Here is a 13750-nt window from a genome sequence, read left to right on the forward strand (position 1 = left end):
TTAGGGCTCTGCGTTGGGGGGCTGTGGTGATTGGGTTATGTGTGTTTGTGTTTTTGGGTGCGCAGTACATTGGACCAGCCCCACAACGCAGAACGGCCCGCGTCAGCGGGCCGTTCTGCTGCTGCATTGCCTTGCGGCAATCGCTTAGTGCTGGTGACCACCGTCGCCATGCACGTGGCCGTGCTGCACTTCTTCCTCGCTGGCTTCGCGCACTTCGACAATTTCCACGTCGAAATGCAGGTCCTTGCCAGCCATCGGGTGGTTCAGGTCGACGTCAACCACGGTCATGCCGACCTTCTCGACGGTGACCGCACGCGGGCCGAAGTTGGTCTGCAGGATCACCTGGGTGCCCGGGACCAGCGGGGTCTTGCCGAAGTGCTTCTTCGGCACGCGCTGGGTCATACCCTCGCGGCGCTCGCCATAGGCATCGGCCGACTTCACGTCAACGCCGAAGCTCTCGCCGGCTTCCTTGTCCATCATCGCCGTTTCAAGGCCCGGGATGATGTTGCCGTGGCCGATCAGGATGGCCAACGGATCACGGTCCTTGGAGCTTTCGATCGGCTCCTGGCCGACTTCGGAGACGGTGTAGTGGAAACGGACGACGCGGTCTTTTTCGATCTTCATGCGCAACTCTGATAAATGGCTGCCCGCTGGCAGACGTTGGGACGGCTTGTCGGCCGCCGGGGACGCCGCCATGATGACGGCCTTCTAAGGTGGCGCATTATCCGGGCTCCATGCACATCACGCCAGTTCTCCGCATCCGCACGTGGCCGCTGCCAGTCACGCTCCTGACTGCCGTACTGCTGAGCGCCTGCGGGCATAACCCGCCCAAACGGGCCGCCGTACCCGATCCGGCACGAAATTACTCGCCGGTTGCCCCTGCGAACCCCGCCGCAGCCGCCTCGATACTGATGCGTGCCTTGGGGTTGGTCGGCACCCCTTACCGCTACGGCGGTAACACCCCGGAGTCCGGCTTCGACTGCAGCGGCCTGGTGACCTATGTCTATCGGGACATGCTGGCACTGAACCTGCCGCGCACCTCGCGCGAACTGGCCGCCATCCAGGGCCCGAAAATCCCCACTGATCGCCTCACCGCCGGTGATCTGGTCTTTTTCGGCAACAAGGGCAATGTCTGGCACGTAGGTATTTATGTAGGTGAAGGTCGCTTCGTCCACGCCCCCAGCACCGGCGGAACCGTGCGGCTGGATCATTTGGATGGGGCCTATTGGCGCGATCATTACACCGGTGCGAAGCGGGTATTACGGTAAAACGAGACATTCCTCGCGAAAAATAACGATTATTTAACGAAATTTGTACCTATCCACACGTTTCACAGGGCATGATCGCCCATCGAATTTTTTCAGTGACTGCCGCGTGACGACTGACAACACGTCCCATCCGAGCCAGCCAACAATTGTTACGCTCACCCTCCGTCGCCTGATGTGCGCCGCAGCCCTGGCCCTGGTCAGCCTGCCGGCCCTCGCCCAGAGCGCCGATACCGCCGCAGCCGCCAAGCCGGCTGCAGCCAAGACCGAGGCGCCACGCAGCAAGGCCGACAGCGCTGCTACCGCAACCCTCGCCGCCCTCCTGCCGCATCTGGCAGCCAGTGACACCATTCCGTTGATGGACCGCTCGGCGATGTTCGCCGGCGATCTCAGCCGCCTGATTTCCGCCTACGACGCCTCCAAGGGCGTTTCCGCCGCCACCGAGGCCGCGCTGGCCAATGACTCCGACGGCAAGGTGCAATCGATCCTACGCCGCGCCATGACCCTACTGGGCACCCCGTATCGCTGGGGCGGCACGTCGCCGGACGCCGGTTTTGATTGCAGCGGATTGGTCGGCTACGTATTCCGCACCGCGTTGGGCGTCGAGCTGCCGCGCGTATCGCGCGAGATGGCCAGCCAGGCCAATGCCGAACTGATCAACGACCGTTCGGCGCTGGCCGCCGGCGACCTGGTGTTCTTCGGCCGCAAGGGCCGCGTCGACCATGTCGGCATCTATGTCGGCGAAGGCCGCTTCCTGCATGCCCCGAGCACCGGCAAGGATGTCCGCACCGATACCCTGCTCAGCGGCTACTGGGGTGACAAGTTCATGCAGGCACGTCGCATGGCGCTATAAGCGCCCTGCCGGCACCTACCTGCCAAGCCGCAGCCTTCGGGTTGCGGCTTTTTTATTGCCGCGTGGGCGCGCTAGAACCGTCACCCACAGTGCACAAAAGTTAATGCGTAAGTATCCAACGCGGCCCTCAAGAAAGTGCGCGAATACGATTGCGCATGCGCGAATCAGGGGTATATCGTTGCCGCGAATGGAGAGGTGACCAGACATGGCGGCAGCACAAATGTCAAGTACACGTTGTGTGATCTGGTTTGGAAATCCGGGGGCAAGAGAGAAAGTGATGCTGGCTGCGGATGGCTGGCAAGTGCGAACGGTACTTCCCCAACAGCCCGCCGACATAGGCATGCGCGGCGGTGACACGGTGGTTGGCCTGATCGATTTCCGTACCAGTTCGGACAGCGAACTGGAACGCATCGGCAAGCTGACCGCCGCTCATCAGCACATGCCATTGTTCGCCATCACCCCCGCCACCGATGGGAACGGGCACACCTCTCACCATCCCTTGCTGGCGGCGTGCCAGCAGCAGTTCCCGCATCCGCCCGACTTCAAGGAACTGCTGCGCGGCCTGCACGACCTGAGCAACGACGTGCCGCGGGCCGCCAGCGAAGACGCGCTGGACACCTTGCTTGGCGAGAGCGAGGTAATGCTGGTCATGCGTGCCACCCTGCGCAAGTACGCTCCGGTGGATCTGCCCGTCCTGATCACCGGCGAAACCGGCACCGGCAAGGAGGTCGCAGCACATGCGCTGCACCGCCTCTCCGCACGCAATGGCAAGCCCTTCCAGGCCATCAACTGCGGCGCCATTCCCTCCACACTGATCCAGTCAGAGCTGTTTGGCCATGAGCGCGGCGCCTTCACCGGCGCCACCAGTCGTCGCCAGGGCCTGTTTGAAACCGCCCACAACGGCAGCGTCTTCCTCGACGAAATCGGTGACCTGCCGCTGGACGCACAGACCAGCCTGTTGCGGGTACTGCAGGAAGGCACCATCGAACGGGTCGGCAGCAACCAGCCCATTCCAGTGGATGTGCGCATCCTCGCTGCCACCCACGTTGACCTGGAGCGCGCGGTGGAAGAAGGCCGCTTCCGCCGCGATCTTTATTACCGCCTGAACGTATTGCGCCTGGCCATGCCACCGCTGCGCAAACGCGATGGCGATATCGAACTATTGTCCCGCCAGTTCCTGCGCAACTTCCGCATGCGCCACCCCACCCGCGCACGCGGCTACACCACCGAGGCACGCCAGGCCATGGATCGCTTTCCCTGGCCGGGGAACGTGCGTGAACTGCTCAACCGGGTCCAACGTGCGGCCATCACTGCCGAAGGCGAATTGATCAGCAGCGCGGACCTGGAACTCAATCTGTCCACGGACGGCGCCCAGCTCAACAAGGCGCGCAATCACGCCGAACGTGAAACCCTGCTGTCCTGCCTGCAGCAAAGCCAATACAACATCAGTGCCTGCGCGCGCCTGATGAAGGTGTCGCGGGTCACCATCTACCGCATGTGTCGCAAGCACCAGCTGGAACTGGAGGCGCTGCGTTGACCTTCCGCACGCAGCGCCGCCTCCCCTGATCGGTGAATCTTCAACCCTGCGCTCTCACAACATGTAAGGCAACTTGAAGGCCAAGGTGAAGTCAGGGGCGTCAGGGGTCAGGCCAATGCCCAACATGCTGACGAAGGTGGCCTTGGATGTCAGCGCATAGGTCACCCCGAGATTGAGTGTGCCCGCGTTGCCATCGCTGCCGATCACCTTCATCCACTTGCCGTTCTTGTAGCGTGTGCTGGCACGCGCACTCATGCGATCACTGAAGGAAATGCTCAGGCTGGTGCGCTCGTTGAAAGCAAACGCCACACCGGCACCGAAATAATACGAATCCCCCAGGTTCACCTCACCCGGATTGATCGTGTCCGGATTGGCATCGATATCGTCGAAGCTGCGCTTGAACGAGCGCACATAACCGATATTGCCGAACAGGATCGCGGGATCGGCACTCTTCACCGCCGACAAGCCGATGTTCGCCTGCCACAGGCCGTTGCCCGTCGGCTGCTTGGACGGCACCGCGAAACGGATGAAGTCGTCGTCGTCGCGTTCGATCACCTTCCAGTCCAGCCCATAGGGTTCGCGCCCGGTCGGCGCGGTGACACCGCCGGTCAGCACCGTCTCGGGACGCCAGCCGCGTTCACCAAACAGCTTGTAATTGGCACTGACGGTGACATCACCAATACCCGTGCCATGGGTTTCCTCCTGCGCGATGGCCGCCGCCGAACCGCCCGCCCCGCCCTTCTGGTAGATGGTCTTGCGGGCGATGTACGGCACGTCCAGATTCAGGGTAAGACGCGGGTTGACGCCCCAGCGCGCGGCGAAATTGTAGGTCAGCGAATCGGATTCGACGTTTTCGATGGCGATGTTGCCCAGGAAGATCGCATCCAGTGCCAGGAAGCCGTTGAGGGTGAGTTGCTTGCGATCATAGCGGGCGTAAGTGAGGCTGTTTTCCAGGGTGAGCTTCTGGTTGAACAGCGCCGACTGTTGCTGTTTGACGTCATCGACGCTGCGCCGCGCCGCTTCCTTGGCTTCCTGCGCTTCCGCTGCACTGCTGGCATAACCTTCAGCGCCCGCTGGCGGTGCCGCTGCCGTAGCCGTAGCCGCTTGCGGCGGCGCAGGCACTGCAGGCGTTGTACCCGCCGCTACCGGCGGGGTGGGCAAGGCCTGTGCCGTCTTGCCGCTGACCCGTGCCTGGATTGCCTGTACCTGCATGTCCAGCTCGCGCAGGCGCCGCACTTCCTGCGCATAACTGGCCTTCAATGCCTCCAGCTGTGCCACCAGGGCCCTGACATCTTCCGCATCGTTATTGCCGGTTTCCGCCTCCTGCGCCATCACCCGTGGTGAAGCAACAGTCAGACTCACCAGCGCCGCCATCGCCAGTCGTTTCATTGGTCGTTCCTCTACGTTGGACTCGCCAAAGCACGTGCCAGGCACGCGCTCACTGCCCGCCTATCCCGCCAATCCCCCGATTGAGCGTGATGGCCTGTGCCACGTTCTGGGCCAAAGGCAGGTTCCCTGCCATCGACTCCCTCACCAGATCAATCTGCAGCCGGTTGCTGACCAGCTGCCCGTCACTTGTCAGCTGGATGCCTTGACCGACGCTGCCGCTGCGCAACCATTGCTGCACGGCACCCTGGCCCTGGATCGTCAACTGCAGGCGCGCCGCATTGCCGTCGAAGCTGGCAACCGCGCTGGCATCGCCCGACTGCGCCGTGGCATTGCCAGCCACCGACCCGGTGTTGGCTGGCACGATGCCGTCATTGCGAACGTTCAGGTGCATGACATTGCTGGCGCGGTTGCCGTCGCCTGCTATCTGCACGCTCTGGCTGACACCGGCCACATTGTTCAAACCACTGCCATCAATGCTGCGCCCGCTTGCATCGGGCAATGGCGCATTGGCATCGGTGATGCTGACGCTGGGCGTGAAGCTCACCTTCGGCACATTGCCACCTTTGCTGAAGTCCATGCCAAGCTTCATGGTGCCCTGCAGGTTCTGGCCAGTCGCGGTCTGCCATGTCGAAATCATGGTTACTCCGAACCAGGCCACCGCATTGCCACCGACGGTGTAGCGGCCGCGCATCAGGTTGAGTTCCGGGTCCGGTATCTCGTGCAGGCCTTTTCCCGGCTTCTGTTGATTTTCCGCACCCATTGCCGGCAGCGCGATACCCAGCGCCAAGGCCAGCAGGGCGAACCTGGTTACGTTCATCACAGCACTCCTTCAGAACAGGTCAGCATGGCTGAAACCGAAATCGACCAGTTCTGCATCGGTAATGGGGTTGGCCCCTTGGCGTGCATACAGCGCGCGTGCACTGGGCCTCTCACTGGGTTGCAACAGCACCGTATTGCGGTCGAAGTCACTGCCAATCACCACGAACACCGCGCGCGAGGGCCAGGACTGGAGGAACTCTGCCATGGGCACCACGCGATTGCCCAGAATCGGATCAGCCACCTCGGCCATGCCATCGCGTATCTGCTTGAGTACGACGAAGTGGCGGAAGCCGCGTACATCCATCAACACCAGGCTGGGAACACGCAGGGTCATCAGCCGGTCTTCATCGATCCGGTAACCGCGACCGCGCATGCCCAACGATTCCACGTAACGCTTGATATCCAGCAACGAAAAACCGCGTTGCCGAACCAATTCCGGATCAGCGACCCCCATCATGCCCTCGATCACCGTCGCCTCGTCGGTATTGAGGTGATAGGCATGCTTGAGAATCGTCGCCAATGCCGCCGCCCCACAGCTGTAATCGGTCTGCTGCCGCACCAGGTGGCGAAACCGCCGCTCCTTCATACTCTCGATCTTGCCGCTGTACAACGCCCCGTTGGGCAGCACACTGCTGAACGCCACCTCGCCCGCATGCACCAGGCCCGGGGCCAAGCTCAACGCACAAGCCAACAGCAACGAGCGACAGAACATGAGCGTCATGCCTCCAGAGCGCCAGAAGGTGGGAGCCCCCCTCCTGGGGGAGAGGAATGGGGGCTCCCGGAACCCGGTCATTGGCGGATGGCCGGGCTTGTTGCGCGGAGCAGGTGCGTCACCCACTGGGATGACGCCTCCGGTTACGGCTCGTTGCCACCGCCACCACCCGGGGTACCGGTAGACGGCTGAGCCACCGCCAGCGCGAGGCTGTTGGCCTGCAGGTTGCCGGTGCCGGAGGACACGTTCACGCCGATGTTGCCCGACGCGCCGGAGAACGCACTGCCCGACAGGCTGGCGGTATTGGTCGCATCAACCGCGATCCAATCGATGTCGATCACCTTGCCGCTCAAGCTCGCGGTCAGGTCAGCGGTGCCCATCTCGGAGAAGCTCGTGGTGCCCTTCTCGTCGGTGTCCCATGCCATGCCACCCACGCCCGGACGGTTCGGGTTGGCGACAGCACCCTGGGTCTGGTTGTCCCAATCCGAGTGACCGGTCTGGTCACCGGCCGGATGCGAATCACCGGACCAGTTATCCGGGTAGAAGTTGGTCTTCTGGTAGGAGTTGCCGGTGCCGGTATAGGTACCCGTGCCGGTGCCCTTGGTGGTGCCGGTAACCTTGCCACTCATGCTGATCGAGTAGCTGTTCACCAGGTAGTCGTAGTAGCCATCGTTGTCGACCTGGTTACCCGAAGACACCTGGTTGGAGCTGATGCTCGAGGTGGCATAGGCGCTGGTGGCGACCGAGGCAGCCAGAGCGTTCTTCTGCTCGTTGTTGTTGCCCGAGGTGACGTTCACACCGATGTTGCCACTGGCCCCGGAGAAGGCATTGCCGCCCACGCCTGCAGCGTTGGTCACGCCGTAGTTCATGGTGGTGTTGTTCATGCCACTCTGGTTGACGAACACTTCCGCGTCCGCCATGCCGAAGCTGAAGGAGGCATCGGCTGCCGACAGCGCAGCTGCATTGTCCTGGGCGTTGTTGTCACCGGCGGCGACGTTGAAGCCCAGGTTGCCCGAGGCATCGGAACCGACGTCATCTGCAATCGACGCATCGTTGCTCAACAGGCCGTTCTCGGCGTGGTTGTTGGAGATCGACTGGCGGTTGTCGATGATGGCAATCGCGGCCGAATCCAGGTCGATGTTGCCGGTGATGGTCGGGTCGCCGGAGAAGTTCACGTCCGAGCTCAGACGCATGTCCTTCTCAAGGTTCACGTCCACGCCGTGGTTGTTCTTTTCCTTGCGCTCGTCGGCAGAGATGTTGGACGTCTTCTGCACGTTCTCGGTTACGGTCTTGTTGGACTCGTAGTTGGAACGCGTATCGCTGTAGCGCAGGCGGGCTGCGGCATCCAACTTCAGGTCGATGTCGGTATCGACGTTGGTATTGACGTTGGTGTTGGTGTTGGTGTTTGTGTGCGTACGCGTCTCGTTCACGTTGTGCTGGTGATCGATGTTGGCGCTCGCGTTCTGGTTGTCCGCCGCATTGGCAGCCGCACTCATGGTGAATGCGGTTACCGCCATGGCGAGTACTGTCCATTTATTCGCTTTCATGGTGCCCTCTTCAGGTTTTCTGATGCATCGGGTGGATGGAACTGTGTTCACGGGGTGCCCTGCACGGAGATGCTGAATCTGTTCTCCGTTGCATTGCCGGACCCCGCGATCTGATTGAGTTGCAGCACACCGTCAAATCCGCGCAATGCGGATGCCTCCACACCTACCCTGCGGGTAGCGCGTGGGTCGGTGACGATGGACTGCCCCCCCGCCGACGCGAGTACCTCGGATGAAGTCATGGCCTCATCACTTGCCTCGCGTATGCCCTGTGCGGCCAGTGTCGCGGTGACGGCGTTCAACGACGCGTTGCCACCACCACTGGCCTGATTGATGGATGCAATGCCGCTGGCACCGGCCAGCGCATTGCCGCCGATGGTGGCCGAGGCCTGCATCGGTGAATTGAAGCTGTTGGCTTGTCGCAGTTGCAGGCTGCGCGCAGTCGCCGATGCATGCGCGCCATTGGCCATGCTGTGCAGGTTGGCCTGCAGGTTGAGCTCCCCCGCCGCCTGGTTGACCTTGATCGAACCGTCTGCCCCGGCCAAGGCATTGCCGTCGATGCGGGTATCGGCGGACAGATAGGACAACATGCCGGTATAGCTGTCGCCCTGCGATTGCGCCGTAGCGGTGCCGACGACTGCCACTGCCAGCGCCATTGCCACGGCCGACAGGCGAAGGATTGCGGTGTTCATTTGCCCCCCTGCCCGGACGGCTGGCCCAACGGAAACTGGGCCAGGGCCCCGCGTACCTGATCGCCTATACCGTGCGTGGCACCGCCCACGGCCCCCATCGGACCGCCAATCGCGCGTGACAGCTGGCCACCGGACAACATTCCATCATCGCCCGCCACCCGTCCCAGGGTGCCGCCCACCACGCCGGTGGTCACCCGCTCGACCGTGGTCTGGCCATGCCCGGCCATCTGGCTGTCGGCCATGCCGGAGCCCATCGCCGCATAATCATCGTCACTGAGTTCGCTCATGCCACCGGCGCCCAGCGCTGAACCCAACTCCTTGCGCGGCGAGGGATCGGCTATCAACGCCATCCCCGGGGGGGCCATGCGATAAGCCGGTCGTGTCGACACGTCACGCAGCAGCACGATCTCGCCCGGCTGGGCTTTCACGCCCTGCCGCGCTCCCGAAGCCAAGGCCGCCTCGCTGGCGGCGGTACTGATCAGCAACAGGCCAACCAGTGCGGCATAACGATGTAGGGTCCAGCTGTCCATTGCGTCGTCCACTCGTACCAACGCGAGTGAGAGAGCAGCAACCGTGCCAAGCTGAATTTTCCTTTAAAAACAGAAGGTTGAATTCTGCAAGAGGCGTTACAGGTGTATCCCTGTCACAGCATTGCGGATATCCCGGCTGGCGTATGGTGCCCCGCGGAAAACCGCAAAAGCCACGTCTGATGCGGCTTTCACGCCGCTGTATCAGCCCTGTTACAGACAGTTGTTACACCTGCTACAAGCCACGCGACGCGCACAGCAAGAAGGCCGGCAATGCCGGCCTTCTGCATGATCACAAGCGGCAATCGCCGCGCTATTCCGGGGGACGTCCGCCTGCACCTGCTCCCATCGCCGGCGTGCCAGCCGCATCGTAGACCTGCTGGTCAAGCAGGCCGGTCTCCTTGGCCACGATCACCGGCACCACCATCTGCCCGGTGACATTGGTCATGGTGCGCATCATGTCGAGGATGCGGTCAATGGCGTACAGGTAACCGATTGCCTCCAGCGGCAGGTTGGCTGCGCTCAGCACCACCGTGGCCATCACCACCGCCGTGCCCGGCACACCGGCGGTGCCGAAGCTGCCCAGCACCGAGGCGATCAGCACGATCACGTACTGTTCCGGCGTCAATGGCACGCCGGTGTATTGGGCGATGAACACCGCACACAGCGCCGGATAGATCGCGCCGCAGCCGTCCATCTTGATGCTGGCGCCCAACGGCACCGCGAAGGAGGCGTAATCCTTGTTGACGCCGAGGTTGTCACTGATCGAACGCATCGCCACTGGCATCGCCGCAAAACTCGACGAGGCCACGAACGCCACCTGCATGCCCGGCGCCGCACCACGGAAGAATTTCCACGGGTTCAGGCCATGGGCCAGCAACAGGCCGCTGTAGACGATGACGATGTGCAACGCACAGGCCACATACAGCGCCAGCACGAAGTTGCCCAGCGGCAGCAGCTTCTCGAAGCCATAGCTGCCGACCAGGCCGGCGATCAGGCCGAAGGTACCCAGCGGGGTCATCTCCAGCACGAAGCGGGTCACCTGGATCATGATCTCGCTCATCTGCCCAACCAGCTTGCGCGCTTCGTTGACCTTCTCGCCCAGCTTGACCATCGCAAAGCCGAGCAGGCCAGCAAAGAAGATCACCGGCAGGATCGAGCCGCGTCCGGCCGCCAGCACCTGCTCACCGGCCGCATTGGCCTTGGTGCCGATACCGGCCAGCGCATAGAACACATTGGACGGCACCACATCCATCAGCACCTTGGCGACGGACGGCACATCACGCGGCGTGTAGGTCGAGTCCACCGCCAACTTCAGGCCACCGGTACCGGGTTGCATCACCGTACCCACCAGCAGGCCGATACCCACCGCAAACGCGGCGGTGATGACGAACCACAGGAAAGTGCGGCCACTGAGCGCAGCCACCGACTTCTGCCCATGCAGCGAGCCGATGGCGTTGATCACCGCGAAGAACACCAGCGGCACCGCGATCATCTTGATCAGGGTGACGTAGAGCTCGCCCAGCGGGCCAAAGAAGGTCTCAGCCGCCGGTCCCAGCGCCCAGCCGGCCAGCGCGCCGAGCACGAAGCCGCCGACCACCCGCTGCCAGAAGGGGATCCGCAGCCAGGCAGAAACCACATTCATATCGTCAATCCGGAGAACAAATCGAAGGTTCCCACGATAGCGCAAGGCCCCAGCCAGCACGATGCCCACACAGAAAAGCTGCGTGTCATATGCATGCCTTCCACGCTTGACCATAATGGCGGCCTGCCTTCATCCAGCGGTAACAACCACGATGCACAAAGCCAGTTTCCTGTCCGCCGCCCTGTCCACCCTGTTGCTGGGCGCCTGTGCCAGCACCGGTACCCAGTCCGGCCCGGCCAACGCGGTCAGCGTTGACGTCCCCCAGATCACCCGTCCGGACGGTGAAACCCCGCAGTGGTGGTACCGCGATGGCGCCGCCCGTGCCGCCGGCAATGGCGCCATGGCCGGCAAGGCCAAGAACGTCATCCTGTTCCTGGGCGACGGCATGAGCCTGACCACGGTGGCCGCCGCGCGCATCCTGGAAGGCCAGCGCAAGGGTCAGCCAGGCGAAGAGAACCTGCTGTCCTGGGAGCGCTTCCCGGCCACTGCGTTCAGCAAGACCTACAACACCGACTCGCAGACCCCCGACTCGGCCGGCACCATGACCGCGATCACCACCGGCGTGAAGAGCCACATGGGTGCCATCGGCGTCAGCGCCGGCAGCCGCAACAACTGTGCCGACAGCCTGCCCAAGGGCCTGCTGACCTGGCTGCAGCTGGCCGACAGCGCCGGCATGGCCACCGGCATCGTCTCCACCGCCCGCCTGACCCACGCCACCCCGGCGGCAACCTACGCGCACTCGCCAGAGCGCAACTGGGAGAACGACACCGACCTGCCGGAAGCCGCCAAGGCCGCCGGCTGCGTGGACATCGCCCAGCAGCTGATCTCCACCGCGCGCTACGGCCAGGGCCCGCTGGTTGCACTGGGCGGCGGCCGCGGCCAGTTCACCACCATCAACGAGCAGGACCCCGAGTACGCCGACAAGGTTGGCCTGCGCCTGGACGGCCGCAACCTGGTCGCCGAATGGCAGGCCAAGCATCCGCAGGGCGCCTATGTGTGGAACGCCGACCAGCTCAAGGCCGCCGCCAATGCCCCGGCCCTGCTCGGCCTGTTCGAACCGGATCACATGCAGTACGAGCAGGACCGCGCCAAGGACCGTGCCGGCGAGCCCTGGCTGGCCGAACTGACCCGCGCCGCCATCGCCAACCTGTCCAAGCACCAGAAAGGCTTCGTGCTGATGGTCGAAGGCGCCCGCATCGACCACGCCAACCACAGCGGCAACGCCGCCCGTGCACTGGGCGACACCATCGCCATGTCCGACGCGGTCAAGGCTGCGGTTGATGCCACTTCGGCCGAGGACACCTTGATCATCGTCACCGCCGACCACTCGCATACGCTGAACTTCGTCGGTTATCCGGCACGCGGCAACGCCATCCTCGGCAAGGTCAAGGACAAGGGCGGCGAAGACGGCATGGGCGCACTGGACCTGGCCCGCGACGGCATGGGCATGCCCTACACCACCCTGAGCTATGCCAATGGCCCGGGCTACGCCGGTGCCAGCAACCAGCAGCCGGCCGGCCCGAAGCGCTTCCCGCATTCGCCGAGCAGCTTCGAGACCGCCAACGGCCGCCCCGACCTGACCCATGTCGACACCGAGCACCCGGACTACATGCAGGAAGCGCTGGTGCCGTCCAAGAGCGAATCGCACGGCGGCGAAGACGTCGGCATCTGGGCACGTGGCCCGGGCAGCAAGGCAGTCCGCGGCACGATGGAACAGAACACCATCTACCACCTGATCGTGCAGTCCACCCCGCGCCTGCGTGAACGTCTGTGCGCCTTGGGCACCTGCGACGCGCACGGCGTACCGGTCGAGCTGCCGCAGCCGGTCAAGTTCGAGCGCAAGGCGCAGTGAGTCTGCTCCGGCAACGTGCCGGCTGGCCAGTGGCAGCATTGCTGTCACTGGCCACGGTGCCAGCAATCGCGTTGGCCGATGAGGCCTGCTACCGGATGGACACCGATGCGTTCAAGATCCTGGAAGGCTGCAAGCGGACCGGCGATGGCAGGCTGATCGTCGCCGAAACGGCACTGGCGCAGCTTGAATACGATGCCGATGGGCTGACCGCGATCATCGCCGGCAAGCAGCATTACTACCTGCGTCGCGACGGCCGCAATCTGCCGGTGATCACCTACGACAACGGCCCGGATTACTTCGAGGAAGGCCTGACCCGTTCCATGGTCGATGGTCAGATCGGCTACTACGACCGCCAACTGCAGCCTGCTTTCGCCGCCCGTTTCGATTGGGGCTGGCCATTCAAGGACGGCATTGCCGAAGTCTGCCAGGGCTGCGCGCCAGGCAAACCCGACCCAGGCGGCCACACCGCCATTGAAGGCGGCAAGCATTACCGCATCGACCGCCAGGGCAATATCCTGCCCTGAGCTGGGTTTGCAGGACCTTGTGGTAGCGGCGTCAGCCGCGAAGCCAACGCCATTGAACTACCAGCCCCCCCGCAAACTGACAGACCATCTGCTTCGCCGCTGACGCCGCTCCTGCAAAACCCGGTGGCGCTGCAACGTAGTGCCAAGCCATGCTCGGCAGGGGCTCCACCGGTAGTCCCGCAGCGAAGCATGGCTCCGCTCTACCATGGCCGCCAGCACCATCCACCACCCGTCTTGACACACCACGGCCCCAGCTCGGGCTCGTGTGATTTGTGGGTGTTGTGGGAGCGGCCGGCGCCCCCCCCCCCCGCGCCATGTCAAAGGCCCCCCCCACCCACAAGTCAAAAACCCGGGCGAAAACGCTGGGGCAGCCACGCAGAAACACCACAAC

General features: G+C 63.5%; 13 protein-coding genes. 5 read left to right on the forward strand and 8 right to left on the reverse strand.

The annotated features are described in order from the left end of the window. Positions 1–144 precede the first annotated feature (144 nt). Positions 145–624 carry an FKBP-type peptidyl-prolyl cis-trans isomerase gene (locus ACVOLQ_RS21250; RefSeq protein ID WP_313173815.1) on the reverse strand — a complete coding sequence of 160 codons (480 nt, stop codon included), beginning with the start codon at positions 622–624 and terminating at the stop codon, positions 145–147. Between the two features lie 110 nt (positions 625–734). Between ACVOLQ_RS21250 and ACVOLQ_RS21255 the strand changes: the two genes are divergently transcribed. The 3 genes from ACVOLQ_RS21255 to ACVOLQ_RS21265 all read left to right on the forward strand — a co-directional run bounded on the left by ACVOLQ_RS21255 (position 735) and on the right by ACVOLQ_RS21265 (position 3655). Further along, positions 735–1268 carry a C40 family peptidase gene (locus tag ACVOLQ_RS21255; RefSeq protein ID WP_481529223.1) on the forward strand — a complete coding sequence of 178 codons (534 nt, stop codon included), beginning with the start codon at positions 735–737 and terminating at the stop codon, positions 1266–1268. Positions 1269–1374: 106 nt separating this feature from the next. Next, on the forward strand, positions 1375–2118 hold the full coding sequence (locus ACVOLQ_RS21260) for a C40 family peptidase (RefSeq protein WP_481529224.1): 744 nt from the start codon (positions 1375–1377) through the stop codon (positions 2116–2118). Between the two features lie 205 nt (positions 2119–2323). Next, positions 2324–3655 (forward strand): sigma-54 interaction domain-containing protein, encoded by a 1332-nt coding sequence (locus tag ACVOLQ_RS21265; RefSeq protein WP_313173816.1) that lies wholly within the window; start codon positions 2324–2326, stop codon positions 3653–3655. 54 nt (positions 3656–3709) lie between these two features. On the opposite strand, the gene ACVOLQ_RS21270 is transcribed toward ACVOLQ_RS21265, so the two are convergent. The 7 genes from ACVOLQ_RS21270 to ACVOLQ_RS21300 form a co-directional block, all read right to left on the reverse strand. Then, the gene (locus ACVOLQ_RS21270; RefSeq protein WP_481529225.1) at positions 3710–5044 is read right to left on the reverse strand and encodes a transporter family protein; all 1335 of its coding nucleotides are present in this window, start codon (positions 5042–5044) and stop codon (positions 3710–3712) included. Positions 5045–5093: 49 nt separating this feature from the next. Continuing rightward, the gene (locus tag ACVOLQ_RS21275) at positions 5094–5861 is read right to left on the reverse strand and encodes a hypothetical protein (protein ID WP_481529226.1); all 768 of its coding nucleotides are present in this window, start codon (positions 5859–5861) and stop codon (positions 5094–5096) included. 12 nt (positions 5862–5873) lie between these two features. After that, positions 5874–6575 carry a C39 family peptidase gene (locus ACVOLQ_RS21280; RefSeq protein WP_313173869.1) on the reverse strand — a complete coding sequence of 234 codons (702 nt, stop codon included), beginning with the start codon at positions 6573–6575 and terminating at the stop codon, positions 5874–5876. A 143-nt stretch (positions 6576–6718) separates the two neighbouring features. Continuing rightward, entirely contained in the window at positions 6719–8122 is a 1404-nt protein-coding gene (locus ACVOLQ_RS21285) for an adhesin (RefSeq protein ID WP_313173818.1), read from the reverse strand. A gap of 47 nt (positions 8123–8169) precedes the next feature. Beyond that, positions 8170–8811 (reverse strand): hypothetical protein, encoded by a 642-nt coding sequence (locus tag ACVOLQ_RS21290; RefSeq protein ID WP_481529227.1) that lies wholly within the window; start codon positions 8809–8811, stop codon positions 8170–8172. Continuing rightward, positions 8808–9341: a hypothetical protein gene (locus ACVOLQ_RS21295; RefSeq protein WP_481529228.1), complete on the reverse strand. Its 534-nt coding sequence runs from the start codon at positions 9339–9341 to the stop codon at positions 8808–8810. The genes ACVOLQ_RS21290 and ACVOLQ_RS21295 overlap by 4 nt, the downstream gene beginning before the upstream one ends. A gap of 310 nt (positions 9342–9651) precedes the next feature. After that, a complete protein-coding gene (locus ACVOLQ_RS21300) occupies positions 9652–10983 on the reverse strand; it encodes a dicarboxylate/amino acid:cation symporter (protein ID WP_313173820.1) in 1332 nt (443 codons plus the stop codon). 151 nt (positions 10984–11134) lie between these two features. Between ACVOLQ_RS21300 and ACVOLQ_RS21305 the strand changes: the two genes are divergently transcribed. Both ACVOLQ_RS21305 and ACVOLQ_RS21310 read left to right on the forward strand, forming a co-directional pair. Continuing rightward, a complete protein-coding gene (locus ACVOLQ_RS21305) occupies positions 11135–12835 on the forward strand; it encodes an alkaline phosphatase (RefSeq protein ID WP_481529229.1) in 1701 nt (566 codons plus the stop codon). Further along, the gene (locus ACVOLQ_RS21310; protein ID WP_481529230.1) at positions 12832–13359 is read left to right on the forward strand and encodes a WG repeat-containing protein; all 528 of its coding nucleotides are present in this window, start codon (positions 12832–12834) and stop codon (positions 13357–13359) included. The genes ACVOLQ_RS21305 and ACVOLQ_RS21310 overlap by 4 nt, the downstream gene beginning before the upstream one ends. Positions 13360–13750 lie beyond the last annotated feature (391 nt).

This window comes from Stenotrophomonas sp. STEN031 (assembly GCF_056759975.1).

Coding starts and splice junctions, on each gene's coding strand:
- ACVOLQ_RS21255 (WP_481529223.1), top strand. CDS start 735: ATGCACATCACGCCAGTTCTCCGCATCCGCACGTGGCCGCTGCCAGTC.
- ACVOLQ_RS21250 (WP_313173815.1), bottom strand. CDS start 624: ATGAAGATCGAAAAAGACCGCGTCGTCCGTTTCCACTACACCGTCTCC.
- ACVOLQ_RS21265 (WP_313173816.1), top strand. CDS start 2,324: ATGGCGGCAGCACAAATGTCAAGTACACGTTGTGTGATCTGGTTTGGA.
- ACVOLQ_RS21280 (WP_313173869.1), bottom strand. CDS start 6,575: ATGTTCTGTCGCTCGTTGCTGTTGGCTTGTGCGTTGAGCTTGGCCCCG.
- ACVOLQ_RS21300 (WP_313173820.1), bottom strand. CDS start 10,983: ATGAATGTGGTTTCTGCCTGGCTGCGGATCCCCTTCTGGCAGCGGGTG.
- ACVOLQ_RS21290 (WP_481529227.1), bottom strand. CDS start 8,811: ATGAACACCGCAATCCTTCGCCTGTCGGCCGTGGCAATGGCGCTGGCA.
- ACVOLQ_RS21270 (WP_481529225.1), bottom strand. CDS start 5,044: ATGAAACGACTGGCGATGGCGGCGCTGGTGAGTCTGACTGTTGCTTCA.
- ACVOLQ_RS21305 (WP_481529229.1), top strand. CDS start 11,135: ATGCACAAAGCCAGTTTCCTGTCCGCCGCCCTGTCCACCCTGTTGCTG.
- ACVOLQ_RS21295 (WP_481529228.1), bottom strand. CDS start 9,341: ATGGACAGCTGGACCCTACATCGTTATGCCGCACTGGTTGGCCTGTTG.
- ACVOLQ_RS21275 (WP_481529226.1), bottom strand. CDS start 5,861: ATGAACGTAACCAGGTTCGCCCTGCTGGCCTTGGCGCTGGGTATCGCG.
- ACVOLQ_RS21285 (WP_313173818.1), bottom strand. CDS start 8,122: ATGAAAGCGAATAAATGGACAGTACTCGCCATGGCGGTAACCGCATTC.